Source organism: Mesorhizobium sp. M2A.F.Ca.ET.046.03.2.1 (assembly GCF_003952425.1).
Classification (GTDB): Bacteria; Pseudomonadota; Alphaproteobacteria; order Rhizobiales; family Rhizobiaceae; genus Mesorhizobium.
The window spans coordinates 6,869,779-6,883,892 of the sequence record NZ_CP034449.1; the positions used below are offsets into that span (position 1 = coordinate 6,869,779).

Here is a 14,114-nt window from a genome sequence, read left to right on the forward strand (position 1 = left end):
CACCGCAGGTTAAGCCAGCTTCCGAATAATCCAATCCAGAATTTGGGGATCAACATCCTTGTGGCCGGTGTACGACTGGATCAGCTGCGTAGCCATCTCCCGCCATTGGCTTTCCGGCGCCTGGCTTTCCTGGACTTCGTTTAGGAAGGCTGATCGTATGATTTAGGCGTCCGGCGCCGTCAGGTGTGATTTCGCCATCGTTCCCTCACCCCGCGGGGGCGAAAACCATTGCCCGCACGGAGGTGAATTATATCTCAAACGGGCGGTTTCGCGAGCCGTGTGAGGCGGAACAAGTGTTTAGGCGGCGGGTTGAATCCCAGTAGGAGATTTCCCGTGACTGACACGCCCGGCAGACCAGAAAACGCCAGGGCCTATATCATCCAACGCTTAATGGAAGAAACCGGGATTTCGGTAGAGGAAGCGAAAGAGTTGATTGGGGTCTTAGGCTTTGAGTGCCCTCGCTCCTACGCGAGGCCAATATCATAGTTGAAAGGAAGCGGGCTGGCCGGGTCTGATATTGTCATGGAAGGGCCCGTCGCCATGCTCGGGAGGAAAATGGCCACGGGCTGACCCTGAGACGTCCAGCGGCTATACCCCGAAGGGATCGACCGCTTCGCCTACAACCAACAAGCGTCCAACGGGTTGCAGACAGTTTTATGTACAGTAGAACAGGCTTGACTAACGGCGTAGCCGCACCAGACTCGCCTTATGGCGATGGGCAGCATCAAGGTCGGGGATACCGTTGCGATCACCGCAACGATCCGCAAGCGCGTAACTGAGGATCGAGTGAGCGTGCTGATCCCCTCATATCATCAGCCCCATTCGATTGTGGACACCACACCAAACGTTAGCAGCGGGCAGAAGATTGAGCTTACGGGGGAGGTCACCAGGGTAGATGGGGACAGCGTGACCGTCGGCGGCAAAGATCTCGGCATTACGGTCAAGCGCAGCGCAGTGCGACTTGTCACCAGTCATGTGGCGCCGAAGCGGAAGACATCCACCTGATAGAGAAAGCCCGTCGCCGATGTCACAGGCGACGGCACTACCAAGGGTCGAGCGTTTAAAATGCACGTGATTTGGAACCCGCGCTTTCACAAATGTTAAGCCTAGCAACCAGGCGAGTGTGATCGCGCGGCAGTCTCGCCAGGGCGGCGATCACCAGTCCGTCATCGTGGGGCGACACTATCAAATGTATTCGTGCATGCCGCTCGTCCCGACTATTTTGCTGTCATGGCAACCTCCACAAGGCAAACGCCACAGTCGGTGGTGCAGCTTCTAGGTCCGCTGCGTAGAAAGGCCGCTCGTTACCGCGGCGGGTCCACGGAGGCGGGTGATGAGTTGGTGGAGTTGACCTTGCGGGTTGCGCTTTCAGAAGAGTCCAATCGGCCACCGGAAGTCAGCCTCAACAGATGGCTGAACGACATCATGAAGCGGCACCTCAACTGAATGCCCACCCAGACGGTCTAAGTTGTATCTAGGAGCGCTTTCGCTCGATCTTGTCGCCTTCAATGAAGCGATCCATGCGCTCGTGCAAGGTGGATACGCTGCCCTTCAGGTCGCGCACGCCGGTCATCACCTCGTCACGGAATTCTCGCAGGCCGGCCTTTGTGATGTAGGTCTCTGCAACGTGGAGCTTGTGCGCCGCAAGCTGCTCGGTCAACAAGGAGACCGAGGCCATCGCCGTGTCGGCGCGCAGATGCGCGTCACGCGCATCCTTCTTGACCTCGTCCCGCGCCACCTTGATCGCGGCTTCGATGCGCCACCACAGCCCGCCGACTGCGCCGATGACGGCCATCAGAAAAACGATGTTCGAATTGAAGTCCGCCATCTGCTGGATGCCTTCTGCCGGCTAGGATTTCAGTTCGGCGCGGCGCGCGGCGCTTGCCCTGGTATGCCGGTCGCACTCAGCGCCCGTATAGAGGCCAACGGCACAGCCGGGCGCCATCGTCCGGTCGATCCTGTTCTGGTCGGCGAGCGTCTTGCCCTGCGCGCCGGCGAGGCTGTTACCGAGGGCCGAGCGCAGGGCTGGCACACCGCTGATGCCGGAAGTCGTACACGCCGCCAGCGTCGATGCAGTCGTCAAAAGACAGCCGAGCATCAATGCCCTTATCGATCGCATGATGGTTCTCCTTTTCGATCCTGGCGCGCAGCTCGTCGGCGCCCTTGTGCTTGATGAGCTCGTAGGCCCAGAGCGCGGCGCCCGACGCGATGAGGACGATCGCGCCCCATGCGATCGCGCCGGCGGCCAGGCGCGAGACGCCAAGCCGGTCGACAATGAAGGTGACGAGGAAGCTCACAGGAACATCCACCAAACCAGCGCCATGCCGACAGGCACGCCGACCGCGAAGCCGGCGAGGACCGGCAGCGCTTTCTCGATCGCCTGGGTGAGAACTGCCTTCAGGTTTTCCATGGCTCAGCCCGCCTTGCCGATGGCGAGCGCCAGGCGCTCGGCCTTGCGGCGGGCATACCAGCCATAGGCCAGACCGCCGATCGCCAAGATGGCACTGACCAGGGCAAGGATGAGGACCACCTTGCCGATCCACTCGCTCGTGTAGCTGAAGGGGGAAAGCTGGTTCTGCAGCTCGGCCAGCGTGCCCGACAGGCCGACGCCGGCGACGCCGCCGCCGGCTGCGGCATCGGCAGGTGCCGTCGAAGGCGCGGGCTTGGCGTCCTCGACGAATGCCTTGGCCTGACCGCCGTCGACGAAGTTCGCCATCTGGGGCATCGCGCCGGTGGCCCATGCCTGGCCGATCGAGCGGACCTCGGCCACCCGCGAACGCCAGCCGCGGCCGAAGTCCTTCCAGGTCTTCAAATGCTGCAGGAATGTGAGCCTCTGGTCGCAGATGCGGTCGATCAGTGCATCGTGGTTGTTGCAGCCCTGCACTGCGGCGACGGTGCCGAGACCGATGACGCCGTCCACACGGCCCTGATAGAGCGGCCCAAGGGCGCGCTGTAGCCAGATGATCGACTGCTTCGGCCCTGAGTTCACCGCACCATCGAAAACGACATAGTCGACGCCGGCTGGCAGCTGGTCGCCCTTCACGGCGTCCCAGTATTGCCGGTCGTAAATGTCGAAGAGCTCCTGGCCGGTGATACCCTTAACCGAGCGGGTGGCTAGGCCCTTGCTACGGCGGTAGGCGTCATAGACCCGCTGGGTGACGCCCTTCATGGTGACGCCGCCAGGGTCCGCCGGATGGTTGCTGTATCCGCCCTCATGCGCGAGCACGCGGGCGAGCGATTCGTGCTCGCGGGATCCGGTCATTGATTTTCCTTTCGGTTGGGAACTTTCCGGCGCGCCGGCGATTGAGGGCCGCGGCAGGGGGACTTCAGAATTGGATTGCTTCACGAAGCTTGAGGTGCTGATCGACGCCAGCAGCGCCAACCTCGTCGAAGAGGCGCGCGAGCTACTCGCTCACACAAAAGGCAAGTCGCACGAACTTGCGGTAGCCGTGGACGAATTCCTGCTCGACATGATGACACTTGAATTCCTGCTCGAAGCCGAGCGGGAAGCATTCCATGGCGCGGCACGGAGACTCGCACGCATGCGCCTGACGATGGTGAAGCTGCTCTCGGCCTAGCGCCTATCCGCCCCGGCCGAGCCTTGCGGGTTGCCCAGCGAGATCTGCGTGGTGTAGCCGCTGCCGCGGTCGAGCGTGTCGGTGATCGAGGCGATGGTGTAGCTGCCGTCGACGCCGGCGCGCAGGTCTATGATGGCCGTGCCTTCCGGCTCGGCGGTCGGCTCGCCCTCGATCGTGACCGACCCGGAGCCCTTGCTGCGCGCTCCGTCTACGCGATCGGAATCGGCGCGGGTCTTGGCCGAAGCCTCGTCAGGCTCCATGAAGCGGAGCACGTCATCCGGCTCGACATCGTCGCCGGTCTCGACCTCCTCGATGACCTGCTTGGCCTTCTTGACGTCGTACCACCGGCCCTTCTTCTTCTTGAAGCGCGGCCGGTCGGTCACCGGCGTCAGGCCGCTCGCGGATATCACCGTGCCGCGGGTGATCACGATGGTCGGCAGCGGCTGGCCGGTGGCCGAGACGCCGACGTTGCGCGGCACGAAGCCGGCCTGCGTGCCTTTGATGGCGAAGGTCGCGCCATGCTCGCGCGCGAGCCGGTCTGCGAAGGCGAGGAAACTCTCATTGTCCTGCGCCTCATAGTCAAGCTCGCGGCTGGCGAGGGAAGGATGCACCTTAATCGACAGGCCCGCGTCGCCGGCAGCATCCTCGAGGACCTGCCCGAGCTTCTTCTTCTCCCAGTGCCGGTCGGCCGGCTGCTTGACCTTGCCCTTCAGGCTGGCCGAGCGCGCGGTGATGGAGAGCACGCTGCCGGCCCCTCGATCGGTCGACCAGTCGCAGGTGTCGACCTCGCCCTCGAAGGTGCGCATCGCCCCACCCTGCCAGCCAAGCTCGATCGACACAGGCGTGCCGGTCTTGGGAAACCGAACGGTCGCGTCCTTGTCGTCCAGCGTGAAGGTCGCCGACTGCGTCGCCTCGGTGCCGCTCTTGGTGATGGACAGCGAGATCAGCAACGGCAAGAAGCGAGAGGTGACGTCCTGCCCACCGACAACGACCCGGAGATGGCCCTTCCTCATGAAAAGAGGTCAATCACGGGCTTTGCGGCCGCGCCTTCGGCCGCCATTTCGGCCGGCGTCATCACGGTGACGACGCGAGCGACGGGCAGATGCGGGCCCGACCCGGCGAGGTCCTGGTTGAGCGCGAAGGTCTTCGCCACCATGCCGGAAAAGACCTTGCGATAATGCCGCGCCAACAGTGCGGATAGCGTCATGCCTTCCGACTTGACGGTGACAGTTTCTGTCAAGGGAAATCTCCTTCATCATCTGCTTGAGGCGTGCCTCAAGCAGATGATGAATCCAAATCTGAGTGAGTTTACGTCGGATAAGAGCGCTATCTATACGCTGCCAGCCACGAAAGATCGTAAGCTTGACTAGATTTATATCCGGGAGACAGAACGGCCTTCAGCTTCTCAGTAAATGCGCTCACGTCTAAGAAGTAGTTCGGAAACGCTTTCTTTAGATCGTTGACCTTGTTGACCTCAACCAGAACTGTATTCCGCTTCTGGTTGTTCCTTTCTTCATCAACGTATCGCGCAGCTCCCTTGTCGTAGCTGTAGAACGGTTGAACGAAGACCTCTCGGGTGCTGTAGTCGAATTGGAGCAGAAAATAGCGGGCGTAGGTATGACCATACCCGTCGGTAAAGTTAATTGCCCGATTGTACGTCTCCAAGGTCGAGACCGCCTTAATTCGCTTCGAAAGATCTCGGATTTCCTTTCGAATGTCCGCACGCGGGATGTCTGCAGTCGGCGCTAGTTCCCGGTCTTCCTCATATGCTAGTTCGGACGACATAAGCTCGAAAAACCGACGCCAGTCCGTATCACCCTCGCCGCCCTTTATGTTCTCGTGGCGGATCAGCCCAACTGATTCCACCGCAGTCGCCCAAGCGTGCTGCAATCGGGTGCGAAGTTGAACCTCAACGGTCTGTCGGTTGAAAATTTCTTCTTCGCCATTCCCGCAAAACTTCAGGATGAAGTGATGGCTTCGATAGCCATCCTTCTTCGGGCGCGAAATGTAGTCGTCTTCCGATTGGATCGAATGCGCGGTGCCTCCATTGCGATAGACTCCAACGAGCCGATCTACCTCTTTCATCGATCGCAAGATTGCCCTGCATCCGGCAATATCTTGCATTTGGTACAACGTGATCGGCCGCTGAAGCTTTCGGCGTATCGACGCCATGCGTTTAAGTCTGGCGGCGGCGACGGCGTCCTTTTCGACGTGCTTCAGCTTGCGGGACAGTTCCATCCGCACGCGAAGCAGGGGCAACATGTGCGCGTCTCGCCAGCTATGCGCGATTGCAAAAGCCTGCACTATGTGAAGACCGCGCGCCTCTTGAATTGTCGGGATCGCATCGCGAGTGAGGTTTTCGCGAAGCACCTTTCCGGCGTTCACAATCTCACTTTTCGAATACATCGGCCTAGGTAACCCCGCCATTCCAGCCGGGCCGACTTCATCCCGCTCAGGGACGGCCCACGCTACGTTATTGAGCGCTGGAATCATATTTCTCCCCTCTTAAAGTAGCCGTTAGGTAGGAGAGGCACAATATCCGGGATACCGGGCCTCCCTCGGGGAGCGGCGTCGGTACACACAGGCACTTGGTCTTTTCTCCGTTAAGCAATCAGCGAGAACAGCGAGGCGAAGAAATCGGCCGGTGCTGGCGCCGCCGATTTCTGCATCTTGACGGTGATGTCGACGACCTGGCCGACGCCGTCGTGATCGAGGAAGGTATGCTCGTCATTGACCGACTGCACGACGTAGAAGCCGAACACGCTGCCGTCGCCACGGGTCACCAGTTGCGGCGTGCCGGCAAGTTGCGCGTTGCGCAGGATGTTCAATGTGCCCAACCCGCCAAGCTTCGACGGAATCAGACGGCCGGAGACGGTGAGCGTTTCCGATCCGACGCCGACATCTTCCAGGGGAGGCATCGCGCCGACGACCGGCTTTTCTGCATAGTCATGCGTCGTCTCGCGCCCATGCTTGTCGATGTTGAAAGCGAGATCGCACTCGACCAGGCCGATCTTCATCAGCATCAGCGCGGCCCTCCAAAGTCGATTGCCTGCCCGCGCGTGTCGGACTGCACCTGCTGGCCGGTCGTCCTGCCGCCAAGCGAGCCGACCGGGCGCATCAGGTCCGCCTTGGCGGAAGACAGGAACCCACTGACGCCGGCGATGAAGGCGGCGGCGGCGCTCTTGCCGAACGACGACCCTGCCCCGGCGACGCCGGAGGTGAAGGTCTGCGCGGCGTTCTGGCCGGCCTGCGTGCCGCCTTCCGCGATCTTGCTGCCGGCGTCGGCGCCGCCGGACTGCAGCCGGCGCTCGAATTCGTCGGCGTCGAAGCCGGCGACGTTCGGGCCGATGCCTGCGTTGCCCGGCGACGGCGGAACATAGGCCTGGCCGCCCTTGGCCGGCGCATGCCGCCCCTGGGCGTAAACCTGGTACTGCCGCTCGGCGGGCGTCATCTCCGCCCAGCTTTTCGGCCGCGGCGTCGGCATGGGGACGGTCGCCGCCGACATACCCGTGTTGGGCTCGCGCGTCTTCCGGTCCTCAAGAATCTTCGTCTGCAACGCATCGAAAATGTTCTTGATCTCGCCGCGGCCGAGCTGCGCCAGCGCATCCCGGAAAGCCTTCTCGGCCGAGGCGCCGGTAAAGCGGTCGAACATGCCGAGCTCAGGATGCTGCTTATTGAAGCGATCCTTGAATTCGGCGGCATAGGATAGCGGATCGCGGCCGCTGCCGCGCAAGGCCTCATAGCCTTTGTCGACGGCCATCATGTCCGACAATCGGTCGTTCACCTTCTCCAGCGTCGGATTGAGCGCCCTGCCCGACAGGTCGCCAAGCGCGGTCGCCGTCTTCTGGATGTTGTTAATCAGCTGCTGCCAGTTGCCTTCGGAATCGCCGGTGATCTGGGCAAAGTCCCTCGCCACGGTGCCGGATGCGGAGCCGAGCGCGTCGAGATGCTTCTTCAGTTCCGGCATCTGCGTCAGCAGCGCGCGCATGCCTTGCTGCATCTGGATGTCGGTGAAGATCAGCGGCAGCTTGGACAGGTCGCCCTTGAGTGCCTTGTTGGTCTGCTCGACCAGCGTCTCGATGACGTCGCCGCCTTCCTTGCGGGTGCGGTCGAGTTCCCTGCGGATGTCGATATTGTACTTCTTGAAGTTATTGGCGACCTCGTTGCCGTAGGCCTTCTGCAGGATGTTGGAGAAGTTGGTCGCGGCCTCGGCCGAGGATCCCGTCTGGTTGCGCACGATCTCCAGCATGGCGGCGAGCCGCTTCAGGCCTTCGGTGCCCTTGTAACCCAGCGCAGCGAAGGCCGGCGCGATGGCCGGCAGCTCGGCGGCCATGTCCTTCAGCTCGAATTTGCCAGCCTTGCCTTCGAAGGCGAGGATGTCGAAGGCCTCCTGCATCTTGTCGGCGGTGATGCCGAGCGAGTTGGCGAGCGCGTCGGCGGTAAGCGCGATATCCGACATCTCGGCGCCAGAGGCCTGGGCGGTGCGGGCGACAGTCGGGAGGAAAGCCAGCGCCTCCTCCAGCGACCGGCCTGACGCGATCAGCGTTTCGAGACCTTGCACCACGTTGTCGAACGGCAGCTTGGACTTGTCGGCCAGCTCCTGCAGCACGGCGATGGTCGGCCTGATGGCCGTCGCCGGCTTGTCGGCGTTGATGATGATGCGGCCGATCGTGCGCTCGAGCTGCGCATAGTCGCGCGCCGTGCGGATCGCGACATAACCCGCTGCCGCCACCGCCACGCCGGCGACCCTGCCCGCCGTCGTCCATTGCGCGAGCCGCTTCTGCCGCTCGGCCTCCTGCGCGTCCAGCAGCCGCTCTTCCGCGACCTGCGCGCGTGTCAACCGCATATTGTTTCGCGCGAGGTAGACGTCGCGTTCCGCGCGCTGGAGAGCGGTCAGATTTCGCTTGATCGTCTGGGCCCTGCCCGATGCCCGATCGAGCAGGCTCACGACCAGCTCTGCCGTCATCCTTGCCATCAGGCATCATCCTTCGGCGTGGCAAACACGAACTCCGGCACGACCTGGTGGAAGATCTCCATCAAGGCCTCGGCGTCATCCCAGGCGAGTTTCTTCAGCACGGCGGCGGGGAGATCGCAGAGCCGTGCGAGCAGCTCGCGGTTGCTGATCACGGCATTCGACCAGTCGTCGATATCCTGGAGCATGGCCGGCCGAATCCTAATCCGCGCGATCTTCCCGTCGCCGCGCGTGATCGCGCGCCGCAGCGTCAGATAGCGGTAATCGACATCGGTCAGGTCGAGGGAGACTTCCCCCTCCTCGGCGGCGGCTTCCGGCGACGTTTCGGCGGCTGTGACGGGCCCCTCGTCGGCGCCCGTCATAAAGTCCTCGATCGCGTTCTTCCCCATCTTGGAACTGCTTGCCATCATTCAATGCCCAGCAGGACGCGTGCCTTGGTCAGTTCGTCGACGCCGAACTGCCGGCGCCTGCTCGTGAAGTAGTCCCAGTAGAACCATTCCTCGTTGTCGACCGAGAGCTCGTAGTGGGTGACCTCGCCGATCTGGTGATCGTGGCCGAAGGCCGAGGATCGGTCGAAGGCGTCCGGCGCGATGCGGCTGACGATGCCGCGGATGACCGTCTTCGCTTGGAAGGCGTCGCCGGTCTGCTTGTTCTTCAGCACGCCGTAGCCGGTGAAGTTGAGCGGCTGATTGGTGCCGACGCCCATGGCGCGATAGCTCGACTTGGCGAAGCCGGCGAACTTGAAGGTCGGCTGCAGCGCCTTGATCGCGTTCATGCCGAACTCCACCTCGCCCGGCGCGCCGCCGCCGAGATGCGAGACGGTCACCTGCTCCAGCGTCGGCAGCCCGAGCGACTGGAGCTTGATGTGGTTCGAATCTTCGGGGTCCTGGTCGCCGACGAAGAGGTTGACCTGTTCGAGCAGCAGAAGTTTCTCGGCCATGGGAGGCTTCCTTTTGCGAGGGTTTGGTGGTTCGGGCGAAGCCCGCAAGCCCGACCGGGCGTCGCGGCCTATGCCGCGCCCCGCCGGAGCCGCAGGCGGCAAAGCCGCCGGTGCGCGGCGTGAGGCAGATCAGGAGATCAGGTTCTGCCTGGCGATCAGTTCGTCGATCGTCGCCTGCAGGGCGGGCGCATAGGGCCGGCTGGTCATGGTCAGGCGGCGGAACACCGGCGCTTCCTCGAATTGCGCGTCGATATAGATGTGACCGGAGCGCAGATCCTGCGCGTTGTTGAGCTCCAGATCGAAGCGGCATTTGAAGCCAAGGATGTCGCCATTGGCTTCCGCCTTGGCGAGGATGTCGTGCACGGTGTTGACGACCGACTGGATGGTTTGGGTCGTCAGGTTGAACTTGCCGAGGAACTGGCGCAGCGTGCGCAGGCAGGTGAGCTCGATGAAGTCGCGGCCGCGCACCTTGTGATACTGCTGCCAGATCGTCTGGGCCGACAAATTGTCGGTGCCGATATAGACGAAGCCGCCCTCAGCGATGGCGAAGTCGTCGCCGCTGTCGCCGCGCACGATGATGCCCCCTTGAGCCGCGAGTATCTCCTGCCCTTCGGTCGAGCCGTCGGTGAGCGAGAAGCGGTAGTTCTGCTCGGGCCCGACGATGCCGTAGAGCGCCTGGTTCGCCCAGGAGCGGAACGGCCGGCCGTCATTCTCATAGTCGCGGCGCACGGCGACGCCGGCGATGCGCGGCGCGGCCGGCCGGGTGACGACATCGCCATCCTTGTCGATGCGCTTGACGCCGGGCGTGACCGGGATCAGGCGGTCCGACGACAGGGTCTCGCGCCATTGGGTGAAGGCGGAAAGGCCGTTCGGCCCGTCGACGATCGCCACGGCCAGGATCTTGTTCAGCACTTCGGGAAGCGCCGCGCAGACTGCATTGGCGAGTTCCTCGACCGTTGCGGTCGCGGTCGGCAGCACCTTGCCGGCATCGGCGCCGCCGCCGGTGAAGGTGACGTTGAGCGGCGCCGAGAGATAGGCGCCGGGATTGTCGATGACTAGCAAGGCCACCTTCTGCGCGTCGGGCCCGGTGCCCATGACGGCATGGGCGGTCGGCAGGACCTTGTTCGGATCGGCGCCGCCGCCGGTGAAGGCGACGGCCGGCGCCGCGGTCATGTTGGTCCCTTGCGTGGTGAGCGCAAGGCTGGTCAGCGCGCCAAACTGCTGGGTCGTGTAACCGGGCGTCATGATGAGGCGCGGGTAGACGCCGAGATCGGCGCCCGCATTGACGAAGGCGTTGATGCCGGTGCCGTTGACCGACGAGCCGACGATGTTGGCGATCGTCTCGGCGATATAATCGCCCTCGGCGACACGGTTGACGACGAGCTGGGCGGCAACCTGGTAAGGGCCGAGCTGCGCATTGATGCCTTCGACGGCGTCGATGAAGAGCGAATCAAGATCGCAAAGCGCCAGCTTCGTGCTGTCGTTGGAGTTCATGCGCACCGCGACGCCTTCGGGGAAAGCCGCGTCGAAAGCTTCCTGCGCGGCGGTGGCGGCCTTGGCGAAGGGCATGCAGATGCCGACGACGCTCATCAGCGCATTCGACGGCACCGCCGCCTCGTTGGCGTCGCGGCGGATCGTGATCCCGAAGACGGGGTCAGTCATGACAGTCTCTCCTGTGGTTGAGAAATGCGGGCATAAAATGAACCGCAGAGCGCGGGCAGCGACGCTGGAACGCTGTTTCGCTAGAGCGAAAAGGCCGTGACAAAGAATTCGTTATCTGTTGCTTGATCACGTGCCCCTAAGCTTTGAGCCAGGGGCTGTACCGACCTAACTGTGTGAGGTATCGACGCAGTATGGCGATGTTCCGAGAATTGCGAACTAAACTAGGCTTGCGAAAGCCGTACCCAGGCAGATACGTGACTGTGGGGCGCAAGACCTACGGCGTTGATGTCGCCAACGTTTTTCAAGCGACGGCCGAGGCGCCAGTTACGATTGGTAGCTATTGCTCTATCGCTGCCGGCGTATTGTTTATCGCTGCCGGCGAACATCCCATGTCGCTGGTGTCTACTTATCCTTTCGCAGGCGCCGACAGGGATCTCACCAAGGGGCCGATCACTGTCGGCAACGATGTGTGGATAGGCTCGCGCGCCATCGTGCTTTCCGGCGTCACCATCGGTCACGGAGCAATAGTTGGTGCTGGCTCGGTGGTCACGAAGGACGTGCCACCCTACGGAGTCGTTGCGGGCAACCCGGCGAGGTTGATCAGGCATCGGTTCGAGCCAGAAGTAATAGCCGATCTGCTTGCCATTCGGTGGTGGGACTGGAGCGACGACAAGATTGAAGCCGCCATGCCCGACTTCCACAATTCAGTCGCCGATTTCATCGCTAAGCACCAGAACGAGACTTTAACGCGGGTGACTTGAGAATCAGGCATGCCACGCTCTTTGGTGAAGTATTCTGCCCGTGAATGGCTGAGATTGCGGCCGGTCATCGATCGGAAGAATCACCTGCGCTACCAACTCCGCGAAGTGGCCGCCCTCACCAGGAACGCCCAACCTGTTCCGCTACCCCGCCTGCAAGGCCGAAAGGTGCTGATTACGATCAGCTTTAATGATCCTCAAGTGATCGACTGGCAAACCAAACTCATTGGGCGCTTTGTGCGTGACGCCATTCATGTCATTGCTGACAATTCATCGAACCTGTCAGCGCGCGACGAGATCCAAGAAATATGTCTTGCCGCTAACGTCGCGTTCGTCCCGGTACCGGGTAACCCGTGGTTGGGGAGCGAAAAGGAAGGTGGCAAATCACACGGCTACGCATTGAATTGGGCTTGGCAGAACATCATCCGTGAAAACCGGCCGCTGATGGCGGGCTTCCTGGACCACGACCTATTCCCTGTTGAACGAACAGATCCATTTCGGTTGTTGGAAGGGGCGGTCGTTGCCGGGTTGGTTCGCACAACTCCGGATCGTAGGTGGTACCTTTGGCCTGGCTTTGCTCTCTTCAACATGGGCAGGCTCGGCACAAGCCGCCTCAACTTCGGAAGGGATTGGCTCGACGACTTCGACACTGGTGGCCTCAACTGGCATCGTCTCTATCGCCACATCGACAGAAGAGACCTGGGTCAAGCGCGCCTCGAACGAGTTCCGGTGGCCCCCAACGTTCCTGTAGCCGATGCCCTCTTTGAGAGAATAGACGGATGGCTGCACGAAAGTCGCTTCACAACTGATATCAATATGGAGCCGACAAGGCGTCAGTATCTACTTGGCCTAAAGCGTAATCGCGTACTGGATACGTTGAAGGCCCTGCCTGCTCCGCCAACATAGAAACCATTGCCATCAACGAGAAATCTTGTCATGCCCATGCTCTTATGATGAGTTTCCAAGTCGATGAAGGGTTCGATTTATAACTATATCCGCCGGTTGCAGATAACATCACAAGACCATTTGCACCCATAACGACCTTGATATTAGTGGCATCAGGTCGCAAGCTCACGCCACGGCCGTCAGCGGCATCAGAAGCCCATGCGGCAAGCAGTATTTCCTCACCAGCAGAATAGCCACCATCCGCAGAGATACATGTGGCATATGCATGGTAGATATTTGGTCTGACACCCAGTCCATGTGCCAAGGTCAGGGTGCCACCGTTAGTCCAAGTTTGCGGCGCGCTTTCATAGAACCGCTGAAGCTGCATTGAGGGGGTGAGCAAAGCCGCCGCCCGAGCGGGCGTCATCGGCCGAATGTAGTTGTCGGCGCCAGCCCCGAGAGCGTTCTGGCCGCAGAAGTAGCCCGTGGCTCCAGGCGCGGCATATTCCGAGCGGAACAGGCGAGTTGTGATATCGCCGGACGCGTCACGCTGCGCCAACGTGCTTGCCGTCGCGGCCGTTGCGGCAGCGACCAACCCGAGCAAGGTTCGCATCGCCGCATAGTCGGCGGCGGTGATCAGGGACCGTCCATTTGCCGACGCGTTGGTAATATCCGCCGCCGTGATGGCAAGCAGCGTCTTCATCGCTGCGTAGTTGGCCGCCTGCGCCAGCGAGCGGCCGTTCGCACTCATGTCGGTGATGTCAGCGACCTGAAGCGTCACCGCCCCGCTCTTGCCGGCAACGCTCGCCACGGCATCGGTGTTGTCGATCTTGACCCATTTGGTGCCGTCAGAGACGGCCCAGTCACCGACCTTCCAATCGGTGATGCCGCCGACGCTCGTGGCGCCGGCAACCGACACCATGTAATACCAGCCCTTGTTCCCGGCTGCCGCCGCCGGGATGGTCGGAGTATTGGTGTTGGCGTTCCAATCGCCTTGATAGTTGAGCGAGCCGAAGAGAGCCGACGGCAGTTGCGCGGCCGGCACCTTGCCGTCGGGGCCAAGCGACGCGTAGCCGTTGGCGTTGCCTTTCTCGCTCTCGTCCTGCTTGGCGTCGAGCGCCGCCTGTAAGCCGGTCGTTTCGGAGATGACGTGACTGTGGACCAGCAAAGCGCGCTGGGTGACTGACACGAGCAGGCCGGCAACATCGACGTCGATCGCGTCTAGGGCCGCGATCAGCCGCAGGACATCGTCCTCGAGGTTGTTGCTCCCGAAGGGCTTTTGGTAGCCCCGGTTCGGCGTCGTGTTTTCAACGGGCATG

Annotated in this window: 16 protein-coding genes; 4 read left to right on the forward strand and 12 right to left on the reverse strand. The window is 61.9% G+C overall.

The window, feature by feature from the left end; genetic code table 11:
- Positions 1-714: 714 nt before the first annotated feature.
- Positions 715-1,005 carry a hypothetical protein gene (locus EJ072_RS32995; RefSeq protein ID WP_126082982.1) on the forward strand — a complete coding sequence of 97 codons (291 nt, stop codon included), beginning with the start codon at positions 715-717 and terminating at the stop codon, positions 1,003-1,005.
- Positions 1,006-1,474: 469 nt separating this feature from the next.
- Here EJ072_RS32995 and EJ072_RS33000 read toward each other — a convergent pair whose 3' ends face one another.
- From EJ072_RS33000 to EJ072_RS33015, 3 genes are all read right to left on the reverse strand, one after another.
- Positions 1,475-1,828 carry a hypothetical protein gene (locus EJ072_RS33000; protein WP_126082983.1) on the reverse strand — a complete coding sequence of 118 codons (354 nt, stop codon included), beginning with the start codon at positions 1,826-1,828 and terminating at the stop codon, positions 1,475-1,477.
- A gap of 175 nt (positions 1,829-2,003) precedes the next feature.
- Entirely contained in the window at positions 2,004-2,297 is a 294-nt protein-coding gene (locus EJ072_RS33010; protein ID WP_126082985.1) for a hypothetical protein, read from the reverse strand.
- Between the two features lie 116 nt (positions 2,298-2,413).
- Positions 2,414-3,262, reverse strand: a complete 849-nt coding sequence (locus tag EJ072_RS33015) for a glycoside hydrolase family 108 protein (RefSeq protein WP_126082986.1) — start codon at positions 3,260-3,262, stop codon at positions 2,414-2,416.
- Between the two features lie 94 nt (positions 3,263-3,356).
- On the opposite strand from EJ072_RS33015, the gene EJ072_RS33020 reads away from it, so the two are divergent.
- Complete coding sequence (locus tag EJ072_RS33020; RefSeq protein ID WP_245467079.1) at positions 3,357-3,578, forward strand: hypothetical protein; 222 nt, start codon at positions 3,357-3,359, stop codon at positions 3,576-3,578.
- Here the strand turns inward: EJ072_RS33020 and EJ072_RS33025 are convergent.
- From EJ072_RS33025 to EJ072_RS33060, 8 genes are all read right to left on the reverse strand, one after another.
- A complete protein-coding gene (locus EJ072_RS33025; protein WP_126082988.1) occupies positions 3,575-4,591 on the reverse strand; it encodes a contractile injection system protein, VgrG/Pvc8 family in 1,017 nt (338 codons plus the stop codon). The genes EJ072_RS33020 and EJ072_RS33025 overlap by 4 nt on opposite strands.
- Entirely contained in the window at positions 4,588-4,818 is a 231-nt protein-coding gene (locus EJ072_RS33030) for a tail protein X (protein ID WP_126082989.1), read from the reverse strand. Before EJ072_RS33030 ends, EJ072_RS33025 begins: the two co-directional genes overlap by 4 nt.
- A gap of 86 nt (positions 4,819-4,904) precedes the next feature.
- A complete protein-coding gene (locus tag EJ072_RS33035) occupies positions 4,905-6,071 on the reverse strand; it encodes a RelA/SpoT domain-containing protein (RefSeq protein WP_126082990.1) in 1,167 nt (388 codons plus the stop codon).
- Positions 6,072-6,181: 110 nt separating this feature from the next.
- The gene (locus EJ072_RS33040; protein WP_126082991.1) at positions 6,182-6,601 is read right to left on the reverse strand and encodes a phage tail protein; all 420 of its coding nucleotides are present in this window, start codon (positions 6,599-6,601) and stop codon (positions 6,182-6,184) included.
- Positions 6,601-8,553 (reverse strand): phage tail tape measure protein, encoded by a 1,953-nt coding sequence (locus EJ072_RS33045; RefSeq protein WP_126082992.1) that lies wholly within the window; start codon positions 8,551-8,553, stop codon positions 6,601-6,603. Before EJ072_RS33045 ends, EJ072_RS33040 begins: the two co-directional genes overlap by 1 nt.
- On the reverse strand, positions 8,553-8,939 hold the full coding sequence (locus tag EJ072_RS33050) for a hypothetical protein (protein ID WP_126082993.1): 387 nt from the start codon (positions 8,937-8,939) through the stop codon (positions 8,553-8,555). Before EJ072_RS33050 ends, EJ072_RS33045 begins: the two co-directional genes overlap by 1 nt.
- Positions 8,940-8,956: 17 nt before the next feature.
- Positions 8,957-9,490: a phage major tail tube protein gene (locus tag EJ072_RS33055; protein ID WP_126082994.1), complete on the reverse strand. Its 534-nt coding sequence runs from the start codon at positions 9,488-9,490 to the stop codon at positions 8,957-8,959.
- A gap of 129 nt (positions 9,491-9,619) precedes the next feature.
- On the reverse strand, positions 9,620-11,152 hold the full coding sequence (locus EJ072_RS33060) for a phage tail protein (RefSeq protein ID WP_126082995.1): 1,533 nt from the start codon (positions 11,150-11,152) through the stop codon (positions 9,620-9,622).
- A 260-nt stretch (positions 11,153-11,412) separates the two neighbouring features.
- Between EJ072_RS33060 and EJ072_RS37420 the strand changes: the two genes are divergently transcribed.
- On the forward strand, positions 11,413-11,913 hold the full coding sequence (locus EJ072_RS37420) for a CatB-related O-acetyltransferase (RefSeq protein WP_281059482.1): 501 nt from the start codon (positions 11,413-11,415) through the stop codon (positions 11,911-11,913).
- A gap of 9 nt (positions 11,914-11,922) precedes the next feature.
- Positions 11,923-12,816, forward strand: coding sequence for a hypothetical protein (locus tag EJ072_RS33070; protein WP_126082997.1), 894 nt, complete (start codon positions 11,923-11,925; stop codon positions 12,814-12,816).
- A gap of 28 nt (positions 12,817-12,844) precedes the next feature.
- Here the strand turns inward: EJ072_RS33070 and EJ072_RS33075 are convergent, their stop codons facing one another.
- The gene (locus tag EJ072_RS33075) at positions 12,845-14,113 is read right to left on the reverse strand and encodes a hypothetical protein (protein ID WP_126082998.1); all 1,269 of its coding nucleotides are present in this window, start codon (positions 14,111-14,113) and stop codon (positions 12,845-12,847) included.
- Position 14,114 lies beyond the last annotated feature (1 nt).